At 26.6% G+C, this 24033-nt stretch carries 14 protein-coding genes and 1 other RNA gene; 14 read left to right on the top strand and 1 reads right to left on the bottom strand.

Annotated elements, in window-relative coordinates:
• The first annotated feature begins 8 nt into the window (after positions 1-8).
• A complete protein-coding gene (dnaA, locus tag AAHF53_RS00005) occupies positions 9-1355 on the top strand; it encodes a chromosomal replication initiator protein DnaA (protein WP_342189782.1) in 1347 nt (448 codons plus the stop codon).
• A 171-nt stretch (positions 1356-1526) separates the two neighbouring features.
• Entirely contained in the window at positions 1527-2648 is a 1122-nt protein-coding gene (dnaN, locus tag AAHF53_RS00010) for a DNA polymerase III subunit beta (RefSeq protein WP_338967809.1), read from the top strand.
• A gap of 412 nt (positions 2649-3060) precedes the next feature.
• Here dnaN and AAHF53_RS00015 read toward each other — a convergent pair whose 3' ends face one another.
• Complete coding sequence (locus AAHF53_RS00015) at positions 3061-7950, bottom strand: ankyrin repeat domain-containing protein (RefSeq protein WP_342189783.1); 4890 nt, start codon at positions 7948-7950, stop codon at positions 3061-3063.
• Positions 7951-8198: 248 nt separating this feature from the next.
• Between AAHF53_RS00015 and AAHF53_RS00020 the strand changes: the two genes are divergently transcribed.
• The 12 genes from AAHF53_RS00020 to ftsH all read left to right on the top strand — a co-directional run bounded on the left by AAHF53_RS00020 (position 8199) and on the right by ftsH (position 24015).
• Positions 8199-9581, top strand: a complete 1383-nt coding sequence (locus AAHF53_RS00020; protein ID WP_338967661.1) for an Mbov_0401 family ICE element transposase-like protein — start codon at positions 8199-8201, stop codon at positions 9579-9581.
• A 293-nt stretch (positions 9582-9874) separates the two neighbouring features.
• Positions 9875-11785 (top strand): DNA topoisomerase (ATP-hydrolyzing) subunit B, encoded by a 1911-nt coding sequence (gene gyrB / locus AAHF53_RS00025; RefSeq protein ID WP_425289534.1) that lies wholly within the window; start codon positions 9875-9877, stop codon positions 11783-11785.
• A 13-nt stretch (positions 11786-11798) separates the two neighbouring features.
• Positions 11799-14237 (top strand): DNA gyrase subunit A, encoded by a 2439-nt coding sequence (gyrA, locus tag AAHF53_RS00030; protein WP_342189785.1) that lies wholly within the window; start codon positions 11799-11801, stop codon positions 14235-14237.
• Between the two features lie 33 nt (positions 14238-14270).
• Positions 14271-15551: a serine--tRNA ligase gene (gene serS / locus AAHF53_RS00035; RefSeq protein ID WP_342189786.1), complete on the top strand. Its 1281-nt coding sequence runs from the start codon at positions 14271-14273 to the stop codon at positions 15549-15551.
• A 243-nt stretch (positions 15552-15794) separates the two neighbouring features.
• Positions 15795-15889, top strand: an RNA gene (ffs, locus tag AAHF53_RS00040) — signal recognition particle sRNA small type.
• 31 nt (positions 15890-15920) lie between these two features.
• Entirely contained in the window at positions 15921-16376 is a 456-nt protein-coding gene (locus tag AAHF53_RS00045; protein ID WP_338967813.1) for a nucleoside deaminase, read from the top strand.
• A gap of 93 nt (positions 16377-16469) precedes the next feature.
• Positions 16470-18362 (top strand): DNA polymerase III subunit gamma/tau, encoded by a 1893-nt coding sequence (gene dnaX, locus AAHF53_RS00050; RefSeq protein ID WP_342189787.1) that lies wholly within the window; start codon positions 16470-16472, stop codon positions 18360-18362.
• 20 nt (positions 18363-18382) lie between these two features.
• Positions 18383-18991, top strand: a complete 609-nt coding sequence (recR, locus tag AAHF53_RS00055) for a recombination mediator RecR (protein ID WP_338967816.1) — start codon at positions 18383-18385, stop codon at positions 18989-18991.
• A 15-nt stretch (positions 18992-19006) separates the two neighbouring features.
• Positions 19007-19663 carry a dTMP kinase gene (gene tmk, locus AAHF53_RS00060; RefSeq protein WP_342189788.1) on the top strand — a complete coding sequence of 219 codons (657 nt, stop codon included), beginning with the start codon at positions 19007-19009 and terminating at the stop codon, positions 19661-19663.
• 65 nt (positions 19664-19728) lie between these two features.
• Positions 19729-20703: a hypothetical protein gene (locus AAHF53_RS00065; protein ID WP_342189789.1), complete on the top strand. Its 975-nt coding sequence runs from the start codon at positions 19729-19731 to the stop codon at positions 20701-20703.
• 13 nt (positions 20704-20716) lie between these two features.
• Complete coding sequence (tilS, locus tag AAHF53_RS00070; RefSeq protein ID WP_342189790.1) at positions 20717-21973, top strand: tRNA lysidine(34) synthetase TilS; 1257 nt, start codon at positions 20717-20719, stop codon at positions 21971-21973.
• 29 nt (positions 21974-22002) lie between these two features.
• Positions 22003-24015, top strand: coding sequence for an ATP-dependent zinc metalloprotease FtsH (gene ftsH / locus AAHF53_RS00075; RefSeq protein ID WP_342189791.1), 2013 nt, complete (start codon positions 22003-22005; stop codon positions 24013-24015).
• The last annotated feature ends 18 nt before the right edge of the window (positions 24016-24033 follow it).

The following is a 24033-nucleotide window of genomic DNA, read 5'->3' on the forward strand; positions in this document are numbered from 1 at the left end:
TGTGATTTATGAGTCATAAAGAAATGTGAGAACAAGTTAAAACAAAATTAATGGGTGAAACAATTGATCCAATTATTTTTAATACTTATATTAAAAATACTAATATTCATTCAATTACTAATAATAATGAATGTATCATTTTAGTTCGGAGTGGTTTTGCAAAAGAAATTTTAACAAAAAATTTAACTAATAAAATTCAAATTATTATTAATCAAGTTAGTAATCGGCAACTAAGTGTTAAATTCCTTGAACAATATGAAATTGAAAATATGCCCCATCAACAATATGATGAATGTGATGATAATTTAAAAAGTAATAAAAAAAAATTTACCTTTACTAACTTTGTTAAAGGAGCTTGTAATCAAGATGCTTATCAAGCATCATTAGCTGTTGTTAAAAATCTTGGTGTTAGTTGAAATCCATTATTTATTTATGGAAATTCAGGACTAGGTAAAACGCATTTATTACACGCTGTAGAAAATGAAATTATTAAAAATAATCCTAATATTAAAATTCGCTACTTATCTTCAGAAGAATTCGGTCGCATGTTCTTAGAAATATATAATCATGGCATTGATGCGATTGAAGATTTTAAGGATTCTTTTAATAATTATCAAGTATTATTAATTGATGATATTCAATTATTAGCCAAAAGAAACAAAACTAATGAAATCTTTTTTAATATTTTTAATCGTTTTATTGATGACAATAAACAAATTATTCTAACTTCTGATAAATATCCTGATGAATTAGATGGTTTTGAACAAAGGATGGTGTCACGATTTCAAAGCGGATTAAGTGTTTGCTTAGATGCTCCTGATTTTGAAACAGCCTTAAATATCTTAAACCTAAAAGTTAAAGAAGTTAATTATAGTGCAACGGTTTTTGCCAAAGAAGTTTTAGAATTTATTGCCTTAAATTTTAATACTGATGTTCGAAAATTAGAAGGAGCTTTAAATCGGATGATTTTCTTCTCAGTAATGAACATTAGTGCTGAAAAAATAATTGAATTAGAAGATGTTAAAGAAGCATTTAAAAGTTCAAATATTATTATTGACAAGCGAGAAAAAATTACTATTAAAAAAATTAAACAAATTGTTGCCGAATATTATAATATTCCTGTTAAGTTGCTGATTAGTAAAACTAGAGTTGCAAACATTACCATTGCCCGTCATTTAGCAATGTTTTTAGCAAGAACGCTTATTGATGAACCGTTTTCACGGATTGGGATTGAATTTGGTGGTAAAGACCATTCAACGGTAATGAGTGCCTGTCAAAAAATTGAGATTTTAATTAAAAATAATAAAGAATTTGCTAAAGTAGTTCATTTGTTAATTGCTAAATGTCAAGGATAAACTTTTTTAAAGCAAAAAAGTTATTAACAAAATTGTCAACAAATTATTAACACTAAAAATGTGTGATACTATAAAATAGTTAACGGTATTTGGAAGTTATCCACATTGTCCACAGTATACTACTAATACTACAATAAATATAAATATAATATATATAAGGAGTCACTCTAAATGATTATTACTATTTCTCGCACAAGATTATTAAATGAAATTAATAAGATTTCACGAATCATTTCATATAAATCACCATTACCAGCATTAACAGGTCTATTATTTGAAGTTAAACCTGATAAGTTAGTTTTAATTGGTTCTTCGGGAACATTATCAATGCAAGTCGAAATTAAAGTTAATGAAAGTAAATTACAAATTGAAGAATTGGGAAAAACTTTAATTAAAGTACGATTTGTTAGTGAAGTGATTCGGAAAATTGAAAGTGAAATTATTCGCATTGAAGTTGTTGAAGGTAGTGTAATTCGTATTAATGCGAATAATTTTGATTCGCAATTAAATACTTTAGATGTTAATCAGTATCCTAAAATTTTATTTGATACTAGGGGGCAAGAATTTATTATTAGTGATGGTGTTTTAAAAGCAATTGTTAATCAAGTTGGATTTGCAATTGGTGAACAAGAGAGAAATATTATTTTTACAGGGATTCATTTTTTGTTTAGTAAGGGAAAATTAAAGGTTACAGCTACTGATTCATTTCGATTAGCTAGTAAAGAGATAAATTTTCCGTATTATAGTGAGGATGATTATGAAGTTATTATTCCAGGAAAAGTAATTCAAGAAGTAAATAAGATTAGTGAAAAAAATAATGATGTTACGATAATTATTAATGAAAGAAATGTTGTTTTTAAGATTAATAATACAATTTTACAATCAAAAATTATTGATGGTAAGTATCCTAATATTAATAAAATTATTCCTGAAAGTTATAATAGTAAGATTGTGATTAATAATCGTGATTTATTAAATGCCATTGATCGTGCTAGTGTATTAAGTCACGAAATTAGTAATACTACAATTAAGTTAAATATTAGTAATGATAAAATTAAGGTAGAGTCTAGTTCTAGTGAGATTGGTAATTCTAATGAGCATTTAAGCAAGTTTCAGTTATCTGGTGAGATAATGAATATTGCGTTTCGCTCACAGTATATGCTTGATGCAATTAGAGCTTTTAAGACTAGTAATTTAAATATTAATTTAACGGCTGAAGATAAACCAATTATTATTACTAGTGATGAAGATCCAACATTATTACAGTTAGTCTTACCAATGCGAACTTATTAGTTAAAAAATTAAAAATGCGAGTTGATAAATTTTTATGTTATGAATTCGCATTTTTAATTTTTAGGGCGCATAAAGTTTTGTTAGGTGGGTAAAGATTTGAATAATTTTGAAAGAAAAGCAACTAAAAATTTATTACCTTTTTACTTGAAAAATAATTAATAAAACAAAATATTTAATATTAACAAACATATTCTTAATAAAAGGTTATAAAAACTAAGTAAAATGCTTATAAAAACAACATTAAAATAATTTTTTACAACAAAAATCATACATAAGAAATATATACTTAATTTGCATATTGAAATAATTTATAGTAAATGACTATTTTTTCTTTTTTAAAAAATACCTAAGAAAACTAAACGCGACCCACATATAAGAAATATTTTTCTCTTTTAATTAATAATGTTAAATTTTATTCTATTCCTAGTCAATCACCTTCAGTGTTGGTTATAATGACAAAACCATCATTTTCATTATCTAATATTTCAAAATAACCATTTATTTGTTCAAAATGAAGCAGTATTACTTTTACGAGAGTATTGAAATCTTCATTTGTGACACTTTCGCCTCAGCCAGAATGGTCATTTATAATAAATTTATTTTTAATAATTTTAGTAATGGTTGCTTGTGAATTTTTATTTTGTTTAATTTCATTTCATGTATTTTTGTTAATTTTAATTTTTAATTGATCATGGGCTAGAAATTTATATCATTTTTCAATGTTATCATAAACATTATGATGAATTGAAGTTGGCAACGCAATATCAGATGTTGCATGATGATGAAAAGTCAAATACATTCATGTTCCGGCAATTGCCAATCCTCCAATCACTAAGGATAGGCCTAGGGTTTCCGGAGCCAGAGCGGCAGCAGTACCAGCTTCTCCGGCTATAACTCCGCCTTCAACCGCCGCTGTTTCGGCAACAGTAATTGTTTCTGCGGCGGCCAAGCTTTCTGTTGTGCTTGTTGATAAGAGCGGGGCCATTTCCATTGCTTCTGCATTTGTAACACCAGTAGCGGCGGCGGTGCCACTAACAGTTATTTTGGTTCCATAAGCTGTTAATGCACCCCCACTTAAAGCTGCTAATCCAGTATTTGTTAATTTTTCTTTAAAAGTTTTTTTATCGTTTTCCGGTAATGTTTGATAATAACGATTAATTTCATTTAATTTTTTTAATTTTTCTTCTTTTGAAAGAGCGTTGTATTGATTTATTGCCTCAGCAGTTGTTGTTTGTAAATTCTCAATATTTGTACTGATGGATTGATTTCCTGCCGAGGCATTTTGTTTTATTTCGTCTTTATTGTTTTTAATTAAGTTAATTTCTAAATTTTCATCATTTTTTAAACTATCATCTTCTGTTTTTTTATCTACAAAATGATATTCATCTTTTTGCAATGGGGTTGTTGCTGGTTCTGGTGCTTTGGCAATATTATTACCTTGATTAGCATCATCATCATTATTGTTGTTGGCCAAATTGGCGTGGTATTGACCATGATCATCAACTGCTAATTTAATTGCGTTCGCCTCTGGTTTTGGCGTGATTGGTAGTAAATTATCTGGTCTCTTGGTTATATCAACGACCGGGGCATTTCCCTGATTGTCATTAATAACAATAGGGTGATTTGTTTGATCTTCTTCTGGTGTTAAAGCAAAATTATAATGATTGTTAATACCCGAACCTTTTTCAAGCTCAACATAAGATATCGCGATGTTATTATTATTTGCATTTTGATGCACGGGTTGATAAGATCCGTCATTATTTACACTAATGTTAGAATTTAAAATATTACTCATTGCTATTATTTCTGGCACCCCACCCCACGATGAAGATTGCCGCATTCTTTCTAAGTAGTTAGAAGCAACTTCATTATTTTCTTGAATAAGATTTCTAAAAGTTGGTGCTTGGCTTCTATTAGAATTGTTTTGAATAGGATTATCTAAATTTTTTTCAATATAATCCTCAACACTATTACGAAAAACATTTGTGACTAAATTATTTACTATTACATCTTTATATCATAATTGATTTAAATTTCTATTATTTATTAAATCATATTGTTGTAGTAATTTTTGAAGATGTAATATATTTTTTAAATTTTCTTCACCAAATAATTGAATGAATCTTGCTCTAAATTCTTCATAATTATTTCGGACCGGCAATAAATAAGCTGTTGCCACAGACCAAAATAAACAACTATTATCTGCAGGAACATCATATAGATTATTTTGATGTGTTGGTGCATTTAAATTATTTTGTCCTATACCAGCATTATATTCATATTCTGTAATTGTTTTTTGTGTATAAATTGGCGTATATATTTTTTTATCAAGTGTAACATACAATAATTTTTTTAATTTATCCTCAGATTTTTTTAAATTGTTATTAATTTTTGTTTTTTGTTCATTAATTTTTATCTTTTTTAATTGTTCATTTAATGATTCTATTTTATTTTTTAAATTTTTAAAATTTTTAAAAAGATTCTCAATTTTTATATATTTGTTATATTTTGAATAAAGTAAAGGAGTTAAACCATTTTTATTTTGAAGATTAACATCCGCATCATTGGCAAGCAATAATTTAACGATTTCAATGTTCTCTTCATTTATTGCATAGTATAAAGGAGAAAAATCATTTTCATCTTGCATATTAACATTAGCTCCTTTATTAATTAATAATTGAACCATTTCTTTATTGTTGGTACTTATTGCATAGTATAAAGGAATTAAACCATTTACACCGTTATTAACATTAGCACCTTTTTTAATCAATAACTTTACCATTTCTTTTTTATTGTTTAGAATTGCATAATGTAAAATAGTTGCACCATCTGATGTTATTTTAATGTTAACATCAGCATTATTATTAATTAATAATTGAACCATTTCTTGATTATTTTCTTCTATTGCAAAATGTAAAGGAGTTAAACCGTTTTCATCTTGCATATTAACATTAGCACCTTTTTCAATTAATAATTGAACCATTTCTTTATTGTCTAAAATTATTGCGTAATATAGTGGGGTTAAACCATTCTTAGTTATATTTTTAATATTAGCTCCTTTATTAATTAATAATTGAACCATTTCTTTATTGTTGGTACTTATTGCATAGTATAAAGGAGTTGCATCGTTTTCATCTTGAAGATTAACATCAGCACCATTATCAATCAATAATTCTGCTATTTCTAAATTATTTATATTTTTTGAATTTAAACTTATTCAATGTAAACATCCTATATTTAGATAACTTTTATTATTAATTTTATTTTTAATGTTTTTTGATTTTAAAAGCACTTCCACCACTTCTTTTTTGTTTTTTATAATTGCATAATGTAAAGGTGAAATAAAATCATTATTACAATCTAAAACATTAGGATCAGCACCATTATCAATCAATAATTTTACTATTTGAATGTCACCTGTATCTATTGCATTCTCTATTGCAAAATGTAAAGGAGTTAAACCGTTTTCATCTTGAAAATTAACATCAGCATCATTATCAATCAATAATTTTACTATTTGAATGTCGCCTGTATCTATTGCATAATATAAAAGACTTAAGCTATTTTTATATTGAGGATTAATATCAGTAGTACCAGCATCAATATTAATCAGTAATTTAGTTAAATCAAGGTTGCGTTGTAAAATTGTTACATGTAAAAATTTAAAACAACCAAATTCTATTTCTTTTCAGTTTTTTAATGGAAATAATTTATCTAATCTTTTTTTTCAAGTAATAATATCTTTTTTTATACTAAGCAAAAAAATAATAGCTTGTTTATTATCTAAATCATATTTATTTATTTTTTGAATTAAATTAGTTTCTTGTGCAATTTTTAAAATTTGTTTTATTTTCTCTACATTATTATCTAATATTTTTGTTAGAAATTCGTTTACTTCATATTTTGAATCATTAATAAAATTAAAAATTTTTTTAAATTCATTTAATTCATTTCAAATTTCTATTCTAAATTTATTGAATTGTTCTGAATATTTTTTTCAATCACCCCTTAATTGTGATGTATAATCTTTTCAATTTATTTTTTGATTTTTAATAAATATTTTTTCTTGAATATTTATTAATATATTTTGACTCTCAGCTATGATTTTTTTTAATTCATTGGTATTTTTAATTTCTGCAAAAATTTCTAAAGTTTTTTCATCACATTGAAATCTCATAGCTTCACTTGTAATAAAAATCATTCTTACTAAATCATCTTTTATTGATTGATTTTGTTGTTTATTATGATAATTTGTTAAATTTGTAATTGCATTATTTAAAGTATCTTTTGAAATAATAATATCTTTTCCTTTATCGAGTTTTCCATTTTCTTTTATTACAACATTTAAACCGTCACTTGTATATGCTCCTGTATAATTTAAATTAATATTTTGACAATTATATTTTTTAATTACTGATTCATTTAAAGCTTTAATTTTTTTTTCTTCATCTTTTAAATTTTCACCTTGTAAATTATTAATTTTTTTATTTAAAGAATTTAATTCATTATTATAATTTAATTTTTTAATTTTTTTTTCTTTTTCTTTAAGTGGAATAAGTTCATTTTTTTGTTGTAAATATTCTTTTACTTTTTCTTCATTAAATAAAAGTTTGTTTTCTTTTAAATTATTTAATTTTTCCTTTAAATTATTAAGTTTTTTGATTTCTTCTTGATTATGTTGTTTTATTTTTTCTAAAAGTTCATCATCAAAATAAAAATATTGATTTTGATTATTAATAAATCCCAGTAAATAAAGATTATTTAAATTAATTACTAATTTTATCCTTTTATTATTACTATTTTTTAATGTTAATATTAGTATTTTTTCTTTGTTATTTTGTTGTTTTTTAATTCAATTAATCATTTTAGGATCTAATTCTTCTAATTTAGAAATAATTGTTTTATTATCAAGTTCTTTGCTTATAAGTCCGCCCATATTGATACTTCTTAATGGATCAATATATTTTTCATCAATCAGTTCTTGTAATATTTTTTTAATACCTTCGGAATAATTTTTATCCAGAGTAACTTCTTTTTCAATAATATCAATTTGATTATCTGAATTTGATGAAAATTGAGATTGTTGTTCATCTTGTATTTTTGGAGTATTTGAAATATCTTCGTTGTTTTGTCTTTTACTTCTTTGGAGATTTTCTAAATTATTTGTTTGTGAATAATTAAGCTCACTATTTAATAATTTAGTTTTTGTTCTTTGTTTTCGATTAGGAGCAGCTGCAATCACGGTCGGCAAGGCGTTGCCAGTTATTAAAATTGTTCCTAATAATCCTAAAAGTTTTTTCATTTATTAAATCCTTTACCTTTATGTCAATTTTTACTAAATTAATAAATTTTTATAGTAATCATCCCGTAAACCTTTTCTTAAATTTATAAAATTTAATTAATACAAATTAATTATAAATCATTAAAATAAGAATTTATATCATTTTTTCAGGATATTGAATACTAGTTCTAAAAAAATATTTATCATTAAAGCAGAAAAATAAGCTAACTAAACTTTATTAAAATTACTATCAAGAAAGGTAACTTATTATGTTAGAAATTAATAATAATGTAAAAACCTTAGAAAATAAGCATTGATTAAACTTATTTACAACGCATAAAAATATGTACACCAATAAATGCAAACAATTAACTAATGAATACGAAAAATTAGATGAATATTTATATAAATATCATTATCGGTTAAAACAAGGTTATAAAGTAGTTCATTTTGCATCAAGAACAATTATTACAATTTTTGGTGATGTTACTTTTAAACGACGCCGATATAAATATTGAAATCAAAAATCAGGTAAATTCGAATATGTATGTTTACTAGATAAAGAAATTGGTTTATTGCCCAAACAACGCATTTATTTTGATGTCCAATTTAAAGTTTTAAGTCTTTTGGGCGATGGTAAACGGTATCGCGATGTTTTAGATGCTCTAAATCATTGTTATATTTCAAAAAGTAGTATTTCAAATATTTTAAATAAATACAATATTGCCGAATATTTTCAATTAGCAGAAAAAGAAACTAAAACTAGAATTGATATCAAAAATAAGAATTTATATATTCAACTAGATGAAACATTTTTAGCGACATTAGATCAGAAAGTTAAACAAGACCAAAGAATTCGTTTAGTTACTTTTCATACCGGACATAAAGAAAAAAAATACAAAAATGCTCGTAGAGAGTTAGAAAATAAACGAGGTCATTTTCTAATGTTAAAAGTTGGTAAACAAATAAATACGATGGATTATCGTGATTTATTAATTAAAGAATTGCAAAAACATTATGTTAATATTAATTATGACAAAATAATTGTTTGTGGTGATGGTGCTACTTGAATTAGAGAAATTGCCAATAGTTTTGGTAATGTTAGATATATTTTAGATGGTTATCATGCTATTAAAAAATTAAAACAAACTGCATTTAATATTATTTTTGAAAATCGTAAAGTAACACTAAATAGTTGAATTAAATTATATAAGGATGGAAATCATCAAGAATTAATCAAAAACATTCGTAATGTTGCTAAAAATGAATTAAATAAAGATATTAAAATAAATTTAAGAAAGGCGAGTAATTATTTCAGTAATAATAAGCAAGGTATTCATAATCAAAATTTAGAATGAAATATTGGTTGTAGCATTGAAAGTGATGTGTCACATTTGGTAAAACAACAATTAGGATATGGGGCGAAAATATATAATCATAAAAATTTAAATAACTTATTACATTTAAGAATGGCAAATTTAAACAAATTAAATGTATTACATTACATTAATGAAAATATTAATTCAGAAATAGAAATCAGAAAAGAAATATATAAAACTTCATTATGAAATAAATATAATAACAAAAATGATGATAGTTGAATTAACTATAAAGGTAATGCTGTAACAAATAAATATAATAGATTTAAGTAAGTAAAAATATTAGTTAAAATTTAATAAAATTAATAATTTTTGTTGTGTAAAAATTCAATAATATGATAAAATGAAAAAGAATAAAAATGATAATAACAAGAAAGGCAGGGTTAGTTTAGTAATTAAATAATATAATTAGCTGATTGTTTTACTTCTTCAAAGCAATACCTAAGAAAACTAAACGCGACCGGTGGCTTGAATGTATTTCCTAAATGTCCTTAAAAGTGGTATAATTAGTTATATTCGGTGTAAATTTATAGTAGTAAAAACATCAATGTGTGATAGGAGAGATTTTAGTGTTGAAAAGAAAATATGATGCATCTTCAATTCAAATTTTAGAAGATTTAGAAGCAGTTCGTAAACGACCAGGAATGTATATTGGAAATATTTCTAAAGAAGGATGACATCATTTAGCATGAGAAATTATTAGTAATTCAATTGATGAGGTTATGGGTGGCTATTGTAACGAAATTAAAATTACTTTGTTAAATGATAATGAAATTATTATTGAAGATAATGGTCGTGGAATTCCAGTTGATATTCATCCTAAAAGTAAAATTTCTGTTTTAGAAACAGTATTTACTGTATTGCATGCTGGTGGTAAGTTTGATGGTGAAACTTATAAAGTATCTGGTGGTCTTCACGGTGTGGGAGCATCGGTTGTTAATGCTTTAAGTAGTTATTTAGATGTCACGATATATCGTGATGGTAATATTTATGATTTAAAATTTCATAATGGAGGAAAAATCAAAGAAGCTTTAAAAATTACGGGCACAACTGACAAAAGAGGAACGGTTGTTCGTTTTATGCCGGACATTAGTATTTTTGAAGAAGGTCAGTCATTTAATTACACAACTTTAAAAACGCGATTAAAACAATTAGCATTTTTAAATAAGGGTTTAAAAATTATTCTTATTGATGAAAAAGCACAACGCCAAGTAGTATTTCAATATTTTAATGGGCTTCGTGATTATGTTGCTGATTTAAATAGTGACCGCGTTGTTATTCATAAGGAAATAATTTATAGTGATTACCAATATGATGATACTCATATTGAATTTGCTGCGCAATATAATGATACATATCATACGCAGTTATATTCTTTTTGTAACAACATTAATACTTCTGAAGGTGGAACGCATGAAGAAGGATTACGGTTGGCACTAACAAGAGAAATAAGTAAATATGCATTAAATAATAAGTATATTAAAAGTAATGATGAAAAATTATTATGAGATGATTTAAAAGAAGGTTTAGTTGCTTTACTTTCTCTTAAAATATCTGATCCGCAATATGAAGGACAAACAAAAGCTAAATTAAGTAATAAAGTTGCTAGACAAATAGTTTCTAATGCGATTGGTAATGTTATTAAAAATTTTCTAATGGAAAATCCACAAATTGCGAAGAATATTTTAGAAAAAACATTATTAGCTTTTAGAGCAAGAATGGCAGCAAGAAAAGCTCGTGAAATTACTCGTAAGAAAAATTTACTTGATGTGGCACCATTACCAGGTAAATTAGCTGATTGTAGTAGTAATGATGCTAAGATTAGTGAACTTTATATGGTTGAAGGTGATTCGGCTGGTGGTACTGCGAAAATGGGACGAGACCGTAATTTTCAAGCTATTTTATCATTAAAAGGTAAAGTTCTTAATGTTGAAAAAGCAAGAATTGAACGAGTGTTAGAAAATGATGAAATTTTAACAATGATAACATCATTAGGTTGTGGTGTTAATAAAGATTTTAATATTGACAGGTTACGATATCATAAGGTAATAATTATGACGGATGCTGATGTTGATGGTGCTCATATTCGAACGCTATTACTAACATTTTTTTATCGTTATATGCACGAATTAATTGTCGCTGGTTGTGTGTATATTGCACAACCACCACTATATAAAATTCAAGTTGGTAAAAAGAGTAATTATGTATATTCTGATCAAGAATTAGAAAATTTTAAAAAATCGTTAAAAGATGATCAAAAATTTAGTATTCAAAGATATAAAGGACTTGGAGAAATGAATGCTGAACAATTATGAAGTACGACAATGAATCCTGAAAATCGCCAGTTACTAAAAGTAACAATTGAAGATGCTAGTATTGCTGATATGACTTTTATTATGTTAATGGGTGAACAAGTAGAACCACGAAAAATATTTATTGAAGAGAATGCCCAGTATGTTAAGCATCTTGACATTTAGGAAGGTGAAATAAATGAATTTAGATAAGCAACATAATGTCAAAGATATTGATATTAGTAAAGAAATGCAAGAAAGCTTTTTAGAATATGCAATGTCAGTTATTGTTTCCCGAGCGATTCCTGATGTTCGTGATGGTTTAAAACCAGTGCATCGCCGAATTTTATATGCTATGTATGATTTAGGAATAACTTATGACAAACCATATAAAAAATCAGCCCGAATTACGGGAGAAATTATTGGGAAATATCACCCGCATGGTGATACTGCTGTGTATTATTCAATGGTCAGAATGGCACAAGAATTTTCATCACGCTATCCGTTAGTTGATGGTCAAGGAAATTTTGGTTCGATTGATGGCGATAATCCAGCCGCGATGCGTTATACGGAATCACGAATGAGTAAATTAGCTAATGAATTAGTAAATGATATTAATAAGGATACGGTAGATTTTGTTGATAATTATGATAGTACCGAACGAGAACCGAAAGTATTACCAGCATCTTTTCCTAACTTACTAGTTAATGGTTCAAAAGGAATTGCTGTTAGTATTACAACGGATATTCCGCCACATAACTTAAATGAAGTTATTGATGCTTTAATTTATGTTTTGGAAAATCCTCAGGTTACAATTGAACAATTAATTTCACAAGACATTGTTAAAGGACCAGACTTTCCCACGGGAGCAAGTATTATTGGTAATCAAAGAATTAGAAAAGCCTATTTAACAGGTCGTGATACGATTACGGTGCGGGGAAAAGTAAGTGAAGAAACATTTAAAAACGGTCGTAAAGCTTTAATTATTAATGAAATTCCGTATCAATTAAATAAAACTCGCTTAATTGAAAGAATATCGCACTTAGTAAAAAATAAAGAAATACAAGGTATTTATGCATTACGCGATGAATCTAATCACGAAGGGATTAGAGTAGTAATGGAATTAAAAAATGATGTTAGTAGTAAAATTTTATTGAATAAGTTATATAAAATGACACCGTTACAATCAACACATTCAATTAATTTAATTGCTTTAAATAATGGTCGTCCCAAACTTATGAATTTACTTCAAATTTTACAAGCATATTTAGAACATCAATTTGTTGTTTTAGTTCGAAAAACTAAGTTTGAATTACAAAAAAATCAAGACCGTGCTCATATTTGTGAAGGATTAGTTATTGCTTTATCTAATATTGATGCCATTGTTCGTTTAATTAAAAGCACAACCGCACCAACAGAAGCAATTGACAAATTAGTTAGCGAATTTGCGTTAAGTAAAATTCAAGCTCAAGCGATTTTGCAAATGCGTTTGCAAAGATTAACTGGTTTAGAACAAGTTAAATTAGAAGAAGAATTACAAACATTAAATGATGAGATTGCTCAATGTCAAAAAGTTTTACAAGATGTCAGTGAACAAACAAAAATTATTAGTAAGCAGTTAATAACAATTAAAAATAATTATGGTGATCCGCGAAGAACAATTATTACTAGTGATGAAGAGGATATTAGCATTGATGAAATATCGTTAATTAAAAATGAACCCGTAGTTATTATTTTTTCTGAAAATGGTTATATTAAGCGGTTAAATTTAGATGAATATCGTACCCAAAAACGCGGTGGGACGGGTGTTAATACAATAAATTTAGGTGAAACCGATGATACCAGAATAATTATTATTGCTAATACGCACGATGATATTTTGTTTTTTAGTGATGTCGGTAAAGTATATCGTTTAAAAGCTTATGAAATTAGTAGTTTTTCACGCGTAGCAAGAGGAACGCCAATTATTAATCTAATTAATATTGAACGAAAAGAAAAAATTAAAACTTTAATTGCCGTAAATTCAGAAAATAGTAAACAGTATTTATTTTTTATTACTAAAAATGGGATTGTGAAACGCACTGCTATTGGTGAGTTTGATTCAATTCGTAAAACAGGTAAAATTGCAATTGATTTTAAAACTAATGATAGTCTTGTTGAAGTTTTATTAACAACCGGTGATACGAAAATTATTATTGCTACTAGTAATGGTAAAGCAATTCATTTTAATGAAAAGGAAATTCGCTTATTACAAAGAAAAGCCACAGGAATTAAAGGAATTATGTTAGATAATGATTGCTTTGTTATTGGGGGCTGTACTAGTGCGACGGGAAGTAATATTATTACTATTTCTGAAAATGGTTTAAGTAAAATAACGCCTTTGCAGTCATTTCGTTTAACAAAAAGAGCTACTAAAGGTGTTAAAGCAATGAAATTAACTCCTAAAACCGGTGATATTGTTACGATTAAAGCTATTAAAGGTAATGAAGAGATGTTAATTGTTACGAATAATGGTATTGGGATTCGTGTTAATTTGAGTGAAATGAAAATTTCTCAAAGAAATAGTAGTGGTGTTAAACTAATTAAGTTAAAATCAGAACAAAAGATAAAAACTAGTGCTATTATTTCTGTTAACTAGAATTATTCTTTAAATAAGAAAGGGTTTGTTAAAATGATTGATATAAATTATTTATCAGAAAATATTGATGAAGTTATTAAAAGATTAACAACCAGAAATGCTGATTTTTTGTATTTAAAAAAAGTTAAACAATTAAATATGGAACGCAAAGAAATTATTACTAAATTAGAGCAAAAACAAGCAGAACATAATAAACAATCAAAATTAATTGCATCATTAATACAAAAAGAGAAAACTAATGAAATTGAAGTCTTAAAAGAAAATTTGGGAAGTAATAAGTTATTAATTGAAACATTAAAACAGCAATTACTAGTTGTTGCAAGTGAAATTAAGGATTTGTTATTAAAAACACCAAATATTCCTGAAATTACTGTTCCTATTGGGATAAGTGAAGCCGATAATGTTGAAGTTAAAAAATGAAATGAAAACAAGGCTTTAAAATCAACGCATCCGCATTGAGATATTGCGAAAGATTTAGATATTATTGATTTTATTCGGGCAACAAAAATAACTGGTAGTCGTTTTGTTATTTATAAAAACGCTGGTGCCCGCTTAGTTCGTGCCTTAATTAATTTAATGTTAGATGTTCATTATCAATCTGGTTATGAGGAAATTATTCCGCCAACAATTGTTAATGCAAATTCATTAATTACTACGGGAAATCTGCCTAAATTTAAAGAAGATTTATTTCAATTACAAGAAAAAGATTATTATTTAATTCCTACGGCAGAAGTACCAATAACTAATTTATATCAAGATGAAATTATTGATGGTCATAAGTTACCGTTAAAATATTGTGCTTATACCACTTGTTATCGTTCTGAAGCGGGAGCAGCTGGTAAGGATACGCGAGGAATAATTCGTTTGCATCAATTTCATAAAGTTGAGTTAGTTAAAATTACTAAATCAGAACAATCATATGATGAATTAGAAAAGTTAACTAATGATGCTTGTAAAATTTTAGAACTTTTAGAACTACCATACCGCGTTATTGAACTTTGTACAGGTGAATTAGGATTTAGTGCTGCGAAAACTTATGATATTGAAGTTTGAATGCCTTCACAAAATAAATATCGTGAAATTTCTTCTTGTTCTAATTGTGAAGATTTTCAAGCCCGAAGAGGAAAAATTCGTTATAAAGTAAAGTCACAAGATAATGCTAAGTTAGTTCATACATTAAATGGTTCGGGATTAGCAGTTGATCGTTTGGTAGCGGCAATTTTAGAAAATAATTATCAATCTGATAGTAAAACGGTTGTGATTCCTAAGATATTGCAAAAGTATTTAGGAGGATTAGAAAAGATTACCGTTTAAGGAAAAAAGGATGTTTCACGTGAAACATCCTTTTTTAGAATTTTGTTTTATTGATTGGATTTAATTAATAGTTTAGATTAAAGATTTTAAAATTTATTTTTTATATAGTTTGCGAAATAGCAGTAATATTTTAAAGTGATATAAGATGTGTTTAATTTTAGATTGTTAATTGTTTCACATGAAACAATTAACAATCTAATTTTTTAAAATTTATTGCTATTTTTCCTAATTATGTATTATAATTAACATAACCATTACAATAGTAACTTCTGAATCTGGTCAGGACGAAAGTAGCAGCCATAAGGAAAAGTGCTATGTGTAGTGGTATTTTTTTATGCTAAAATAAATTAATAAAATAGGAGTAAAAAAATGCCACATATTAAATATATGAAAGTAGCCATATCCCTTGCTAAAATTGCATACCAAAATGGTGATGTTCCCGTTGGAGCAGTAATTGTTGATCCCAATGGTATTATTATTGGTCAAGGTTATAACTCTAAAGAAGTTAATAATAATCCGTTGGAGCATGCGGAAATGATTGCTATCGCTAATGCCGCTAAAACATTAGGTCAATGAAGACTAAATGATTGTGTTTTATACTCAACTTTAGAACCGTGTTTAATGTGTACCGGAGCGATTTTGCAGTCGCGAATAAAAAAAGTTTTTTTTGCTGTTAGTGACCCTAAGTTTGGCACTGTTGTTTCCCAAAATCAATTATTAGATAAAAATAAGTTTAATCATCAGGCTTCATATGATGAAGGGTTATTAGAATTGCCAGTAAAACAAATTTTACAAAGGTTTTTTCAAGAAGTTCGTAAAAATTAATAATAATTGTAAATAAAATTTTTTTGACTGCCATAATATTATATAATTTTATTGAGAGTATAATCTTAATAAGTATAAAGGGTGGATTACTAAATGAAATATTTAACGCTATATCGAAAATATCGTCCCAATAAATTTAGTAAAATTATTGGTCAAAATCAAATTGTAACTTCGTTACAAAATGCAATTATTAATGATAAATTTAGTCATGCTTATTTGCTTTGTGGACCAAGAGGGGTTGGTAAGACTTCAATTGCTAAAGTATTTGCTAAAACTGTTAATTGTTTAAAAATAATTAATGGTGAAGCTTGTAATGAATGTTATATTTGTGAAACTTTTAATAATAATTCTTGTCTTGATTTATTAGAAATTGATGGTGCTTCAAATAATGGTGTTGATGAAATTAGAGAATTAAAAGAAAAAATTTCGTTATTACCATCCCTTTGTAAATATAAGGTATATATCATTGATGAAGTTCATATGTTAACGATTAGTGCTTTTAATGCTTTATTAAAAACATTAGAAGAACCACCACGACATGCGATTTTTATTTTAGCAACGACAGAAGTATATAAAATTCCTTTAACAATTGTTTCTCGTTGTCAAAAATTTGATTTTAAATTAGTTAATAAAAATAATTTAGTGCAAAATTTAATAACAGTGTTAGAACAAGAACAAATTCCTTATGAAAAAGATGGTTTAGAACAAATTGCGCTTTTAAGTTCCGGAGCGGTTCGTGATTCATTAAGTATTTTAGAACAAGTAATTGCTTATAATCGTGAAGTTGTTAATTTAGCAAGTGTTAATATGCTTTTTATGATTCCCAGTAAAGCTGAAAAAATTGCGTTTTTGTTAGATATTATTAACAACAATACATTAAAAGTTTTGCAAACTATTAATAATTTTCTTCAAGTTGGTGTTGATATTAATAATTTAACAATTGATTTAATTAATATTTGTAAAGAAATTATTATTTATAAAGGTACTACTAATAAAGAAATATTAATGATTTTAGATCCTGATGATTCGTTACCGTTTAGTATTTTGACACAAGAACAATTATTAAAAATTATTGAAAATTACTTAGAGGCATTAAATAATTATCGTTTTAGTAATAATGCAATAATGTATTTTGAAATTGCTTCGTTTAAAAATATGAATTACTTTCAAAATATGGCTTCAATAGTAGCGACTGAGGTTAGGCATCATGATGCAATAATTACTACTGTTGAAAACCAGCAAGTTGACAATAAAAAAGAATCATTAACATTAAATGATTCTGAGTTAGTGGTAGCCATTGATGATTTAAAATCAGAGACCAATAAAATGATTATACCACAAAATTGTTTACAAAATGATAATAAAAATCAAATAATTAAAGAAAAAGAAGTATCCAATAAGATAATTATACCACAAAATGATAGTGAAAATCAAGATGAAAAAGATGAAAATGTTTCTGAAACTAATAATATTAGTGTTATTAATAAACCTTTTATTTGAGAAATGACGGATTATCTTAATGTTTTATCACAAGCTGATAAGTATTTAAGAACAGAATATAGTAATCGTTGAAATTTGGTTAATGAGTATTTAACTCATAGTTCGTTTCAGAAGATTGCTAAAATGTTAGTTGATACAACAATTGTCGCTGCTATGAAGGGGGCAATTATTTTATCTTGTCCTATTGAACGCCAAGCAACAATTATTAATAATTATAGTTTTACTAAAAATATGCAAGAATTTTTGAAAGATATTTTGCTTACGAAAAATTTAATTATTATGGCGGTTCATACGCTAGAATTAGCATATATTCGCCAAGAATATTATCAATTACGAATTGCTAATAAGTTACCAACGCCATATGCGCTTAATTTTAAAGATTATTATCGTCAAGAAGAAGATATTATTAGCAAAGAGAAGTTATTAGATAATTCAGTTTATCAAACGGTGCAAGAATTATTTGATAATATTATCTTAATTGACTAATTTAAAGGAGAATCAAGTAAATGACAATGCAATATCCTGAAGTTTTAGAAAAGTTAGTTGATATTTTAAAAAAAATCCCAGCAATAGGGAAAAAGAATGCTGAACGGATGGCTTTACAAATATTTTTGCAAAAATCGGATTTTATTAATAGCTTAGTTACCACATTACAAGAAGTGCGGGACTCATTAATATTATGTAGGCAATGCAATAATATTAGTAATGAAAAAATATGTACGATTTGTCAAGATACGAAAAGGGAACAAAATGTGCTTTGCATTGTTAGTAATTGGCAAGATTTATGAGCATTAGAAAATCATCAAGTATTTAATGGTATGTATCATATTTTGATGCAAGAAATTGATTTACAAAAAGGTATTTCACCAAATGATTTATCTTTAGATTTATTATTAACTCGTGTTAATAATAAAAAGTGACAAGAAATAATTATTGCTACTAGTCCAACAATTAATGGGGAATTAACAGCGCAATACATTAATGAATTATTAAAAAATTATTCTGATGTTACAATTACTAGAATTGCTCACGGTTTACCAGTAGGAGCAACAATTCATTATGCTGATCAGTTTACATTAAAAAAGTCATTAGAAGGTAGAAAAAAATTATCGTAAGGAGAAATTAAAATTGTGAGTGCAAAACCATTTTTTATATCATTAGAAGGAACTGAAGGTTCAGGAAAAACAACTGTTGGGCAAATGCTAAAAGAAAAATTGCGTCAAGAAAATTATGATGTGATTTTAACTCGTGAACCAGGAGGAGTAAAAATTTCGGAACAAATTCGAGAAATTATTTTAGATAAAGGAAATTCCGAAATGGATAAATGAACGGAAGCGTTGTTGTATATTGCTGCTAGAAGGCAACATACGGTTGAAGTTATTTTACCAGCATTACAAGATAATAAAATTGTTATTTGTGATCGTTTTATTGATTCAACTTCAGCTTATCAAGGTTTAGGTCGTGGTTTAGGAATTATAACTTTAAATGATATTCAAAATACTATTATTGGTAATGCTAAACCGGACTTAACAATTTTTTTTGATCTTGAACCAGAAATTGGTTTAAAACGGATTAAAGATTTTAGAACGACATCAGAATTAAATCGCTTGGATTTAGAACAATTAGACTTTCATCAAAAGGTTTATGAAGGATATCGAATTTTACTTAGTCAGAATCCACAACGCATTAAAGCAATTAATGCTAAACCAGATATAAAAATTGTTTTTGAACAAGTGTGAGTTTTAGTACAAAAGCATTTGCTTACTTTAAATATGAATGTTAGTTAGTTAAGCATTACAAATTTTATTCCTATTTATTTTTTATTTAAAACTATTATTAATCAAACTATTTAATGGAGTCAAATACACGAATGTTGAATTTTAAGATGTTATCAAAGAAATTTATTACGACAATTGAAAATTATTTAATTAATAATATGTTTCCGCATTCGCTAATTATTGCTAGTAATAGTGATGAAATTAATTATCAGTCAGCAATATATTTAACTTGTCGCTTAGTATGTGAAGGTATTAATTGGTGTGAGGGAAAATGTAATAATTGTCAACGCGTAATTAGTAATAGTTATCCTGATTTTGTTATTTTAAATTCATATTCTGAAAAATTAAAAAAAGAAATGATTCGTGAAATTATTAGTAAATTTAGTTTGTCTTCGTTAGAAATAACAAATAAAAAGATTTATTTAATTCAAAATATTGAAGATGGTAGTTTGGAAGCTAATAATAGTTTATTGAAATTTTTAGAAGAACCGCCAATTAACACATATGCTATTATTACTAGTAAAAGTATTAATCGTGTTTTACCAACAATTATTTCGCGCAGTCAAGTTTTAACATTACTACCAATTGATTTTGAGATAGTGACGACAAAACTTATTAATGAATGAAAAGTTACTTTTGAGGATGCTAAGCTAATAAGTAATTGTTTTTCTGATTGAAATGAAATTGTTGCAAATGGGGATTATGCTAAATTTTTGGAAATCAAATTGCTAGCATTAGATTTTATTACTAATTTTATTAATAATAATAATGAAGATAATTACTTATTGTCTAGTAAAATTAATAAATTAGAGAAAAATTATTTATCTTTATTTTGAAAATTAATAATTTTAATAATGAAAGATAGTTTTTTAGAATTTCCACAATATTTTATTACGCAACAAAAATTTATTAAGGAAGTTACTAACAAAATTGCTAATAAACAAAATTATTTTTTAACAATAATTTATGAATGTTTAGAAAGATTAAAGTTTCCTGTTAATAAAAATTTACTTGTTGATTATTTTATAATTATGATGTTAAAAATTTAAAAATGGAGTTACTATGAAAAAATTTTATGAAAGTCTTGATATTCAAGAAAAATATTTATTAGGAATTTCTGGTGGAACTGATAGTATGTTTTTGCTAGATAATTTGTATCAAGCAGGATTTAAAATTTTTGTTGTTCATATTAATTATCAAAAAAGAACTAATAGTTGGCAAGATGAATTAATTGTTGTTAATTATTGTTTAAAAAATAATATTGAATATGCGGTTTTACGAGTAAAACCAGAACAATATCAGAAAGAAAATTTTCAAAATCAAGCTCGGAAAATTCGTTATGATTTTTTTATGAAAATAGCAAAAAAACAAAGGATTTTTAATCTTGTTATTGCTCATCAATTTAATGACTTATTAGAAACTTATTTATTGCAAAAACAAAGAAAAAGTTTAGTTTCATATTATGGTTTACCTTTTAAGCGAAAAATTAAAAATTTAACAGTTTTTCGACCAATGTTGGAAGTAAAAAAACAAATGATTCTTGATTATTTAGAAAAAAACCAATTAAATTTTCAGGTTGATGCTACTAATGAATTGGATATTTATGTGCGCAATGTTATTCGGAAAAAAATTGCTTATTTTTCAAATCTTGAAATTAATAATTTATTACAAGAAATTAATGAGAAAAATATCCTTTTAAAGGAAGAACAACAAAAAATAAGAAAATTATTGGTGTTAATGACAATTGATGATAAAATCAATTACAAGTCGTTTTTATTATTAGAAGAAAAATGACAACAAAAGTTAATTTATCAATATTTATTAACAATTGATGATGAATTAGTAACTAAAAATTATTTAAAAAAAATTTTAAATAGTGTCCTTAAAAGTAGTAAACCAAATATTCATATTAAATTAAATGATCAATGAATATTTATTAAAGAATATGAATTTATATATTTAAGTAAACCAATTATTAAGGATAATTATTGTTATACAATTACTAACTTAAAAAATTTTAAAAGTCGTTATTTAGTATTAAAATTAAAAAATAATGGTAATATTAAAGGAATGGGATTTTTTGTTGCTAATGATGAGTTTCCGATTTATATTAAGTGTAATGCGTCTAATGAAAAAATTAAAACTAAGAATGGTACCCAAAAAATTAATCGGTTATTTATTAACAATAAAATTAGTTTTCAGCAAAGAATTAATTGACCGGTAATATATAATTGTCATCAACAATTAATTGCGATTCCAATGTTGGCTGTTGATGCTAATCATTTGGAAAACAAAAGTAATTGATTTATGTTAAAATAAGTTAGTAATTATGAAGAGAGGAAAAGATTGTGCAAAATCGTAAAAGAAATTTAGGTTTTATTTTTATTACTTTACTGTTCGCATTATTATTAGGGATTCTAATATGATACTTTTTAAAAGGTGGTTATGAGTATCCTGATTTTAATGACCTTGAAATTTGACTTAAACAAGGTAAAATTAAAGACCAGAATATTACTGCTGTTAGTTGAAAAATGGGTCAATCATTAGGAAATTATACATTATTTGGAACTTTTAAGTTAGGCAATGGGCAACGCTATCAATTTCAAATGGTTTTAGTTGATTCAATGTGAAAAACAGTTAATGACTTGCTTAATGGTGAAGAAGTAAGCAGTATTTTTAAAGGTAAATTACCAACGGTATATAATCCTAATGAATCAAGTCTTTGAACTGAATTATTGCGAATGTTACCTTTCTTATTATTAATTGGAGCATCAATATTTCTTACTTTAAGAATGATGCGTTCTCCAGGTGGCGGTGGCGGAATGAATCCGTTTTCAATGGGGAAAAATAAAGCGCGCCAAACAGAATCAAAAGTTAGATTTACTGATGTGGCGGGAATAAATGAAGAAAAGCAAGAATTAGTGGAAATTGTTGATTATTTAAAAAATCCGACAAGGTATGCACAAATGGGGGCAAGAACACCCAAAGGGGTTTTGTTAGAAGGTCCTCCTGGGACAGGAAAAACCTTGTTAGCAAAAGCAGTAGCAGGTGAAGCTAATGTTCCTTTCTTTTCAATTTCTGGTTCGGAATTTGAAGAGATGTTTGTTGGTGTGGGGGCATCACGGGTTAGAGAATTATTTAATAATGCGAAAAAAAGTTCGCCGTGTATTATTTTTATTGATGAAATTGATGCTGTGGGAAGAAAACGCTCATTGTCAATGGGGTCAGGAGCTGGTGAACAAACTTTAAACCAATTATTAGTGGAAATGGATGGTTTTGAGACGAATGCTGGTGTTATTATCATTGCGGCAACTAATCGTGTTGATGTTTTAGATCCAGCCCTTTTAAGACCAGGAAGGTTTGATCGTACGATTCAATTATCATTGCCAGATATTCGTGAACGAGAAGCAATTTTGCGATTACATGCTCGTAATAAGAATTTATCATCTAAAATTGCTTTTAATCGGATTGCTGACCGAACCCCAGGATTTAGTGGTGCCCAATTGGAAAATGTGCTTAATGAAGCGACATTATTAGCGGTGCGAAAGCGAAAAACTGTTATTGATTTAGCTGATATTGATGAGGCTATTGACCGTGTTGTTGGTGGACCTGCTAAAACTTCAAGAACAATTACGGAAAATGATAAGCAAGTGGTTTCTTATCATGAGGCGGGGCATGCTTTAATTGGATTAAAATTAAGACATGCATCTAAAGTTCAAAAAGTAACGATTATTCCTCGTGGAAATGCGGGTGGTTATACGATTATGACACCAAAAGAAGAGAGTTTTTTACATTCCCGTGATAATCTTTTGGCAACTATTACTGGTTATTTAGGTGGAAGAGCATCAGAAGAATTAATTTTTGGTGCTGAAAAAATTACTACAGGAGCGCATGATGATTTAGAAAAGGCAACTAATATTGCCCGCCGAATGGTTGTTGAGTTTGGAATGTCTGATTTGGGATTGCGACAATTTGAAAGTGCGAAAGATGAGTATATGGGTGTTAATAGTGCTAATAAATTTTCTGATGATATTGCACAAAAAATTGATGCTGAGATTAATAAATTTTTGGATGAATGTTATCTTGAAGCAAAAAAAGTAATTAAAGAGCATCGTAATATTTTAGATTTAATTGCTGAATCGTTAAGAGTTTTAGAAACAATTACTGCTGAACAAATTGAATATATTGATGAAAATGAAAAGTTACCACCAGATGTGGTAGCTGCTAAAAAAACTCAAGAAGAATTTCGGGAAAAAGAACTTCGTGGTGATGTTATTGAAGCAAAACCTAAAGGGAGAAATTCTGATATTTTATCATCAGATATTAAAACTGATGATAATAAAGATAAAGAAGATAAATAATAATCAGTGGTATAATTA

Source organism: Spiroplasma endosymbiont of Dilophus febrilis, from assembly GCF_964030685.1.
GTDB lineage: Bacteria > Bacillota_I > Bacilli_A > Mycoplasmatales > Nriv7 > Nriv7.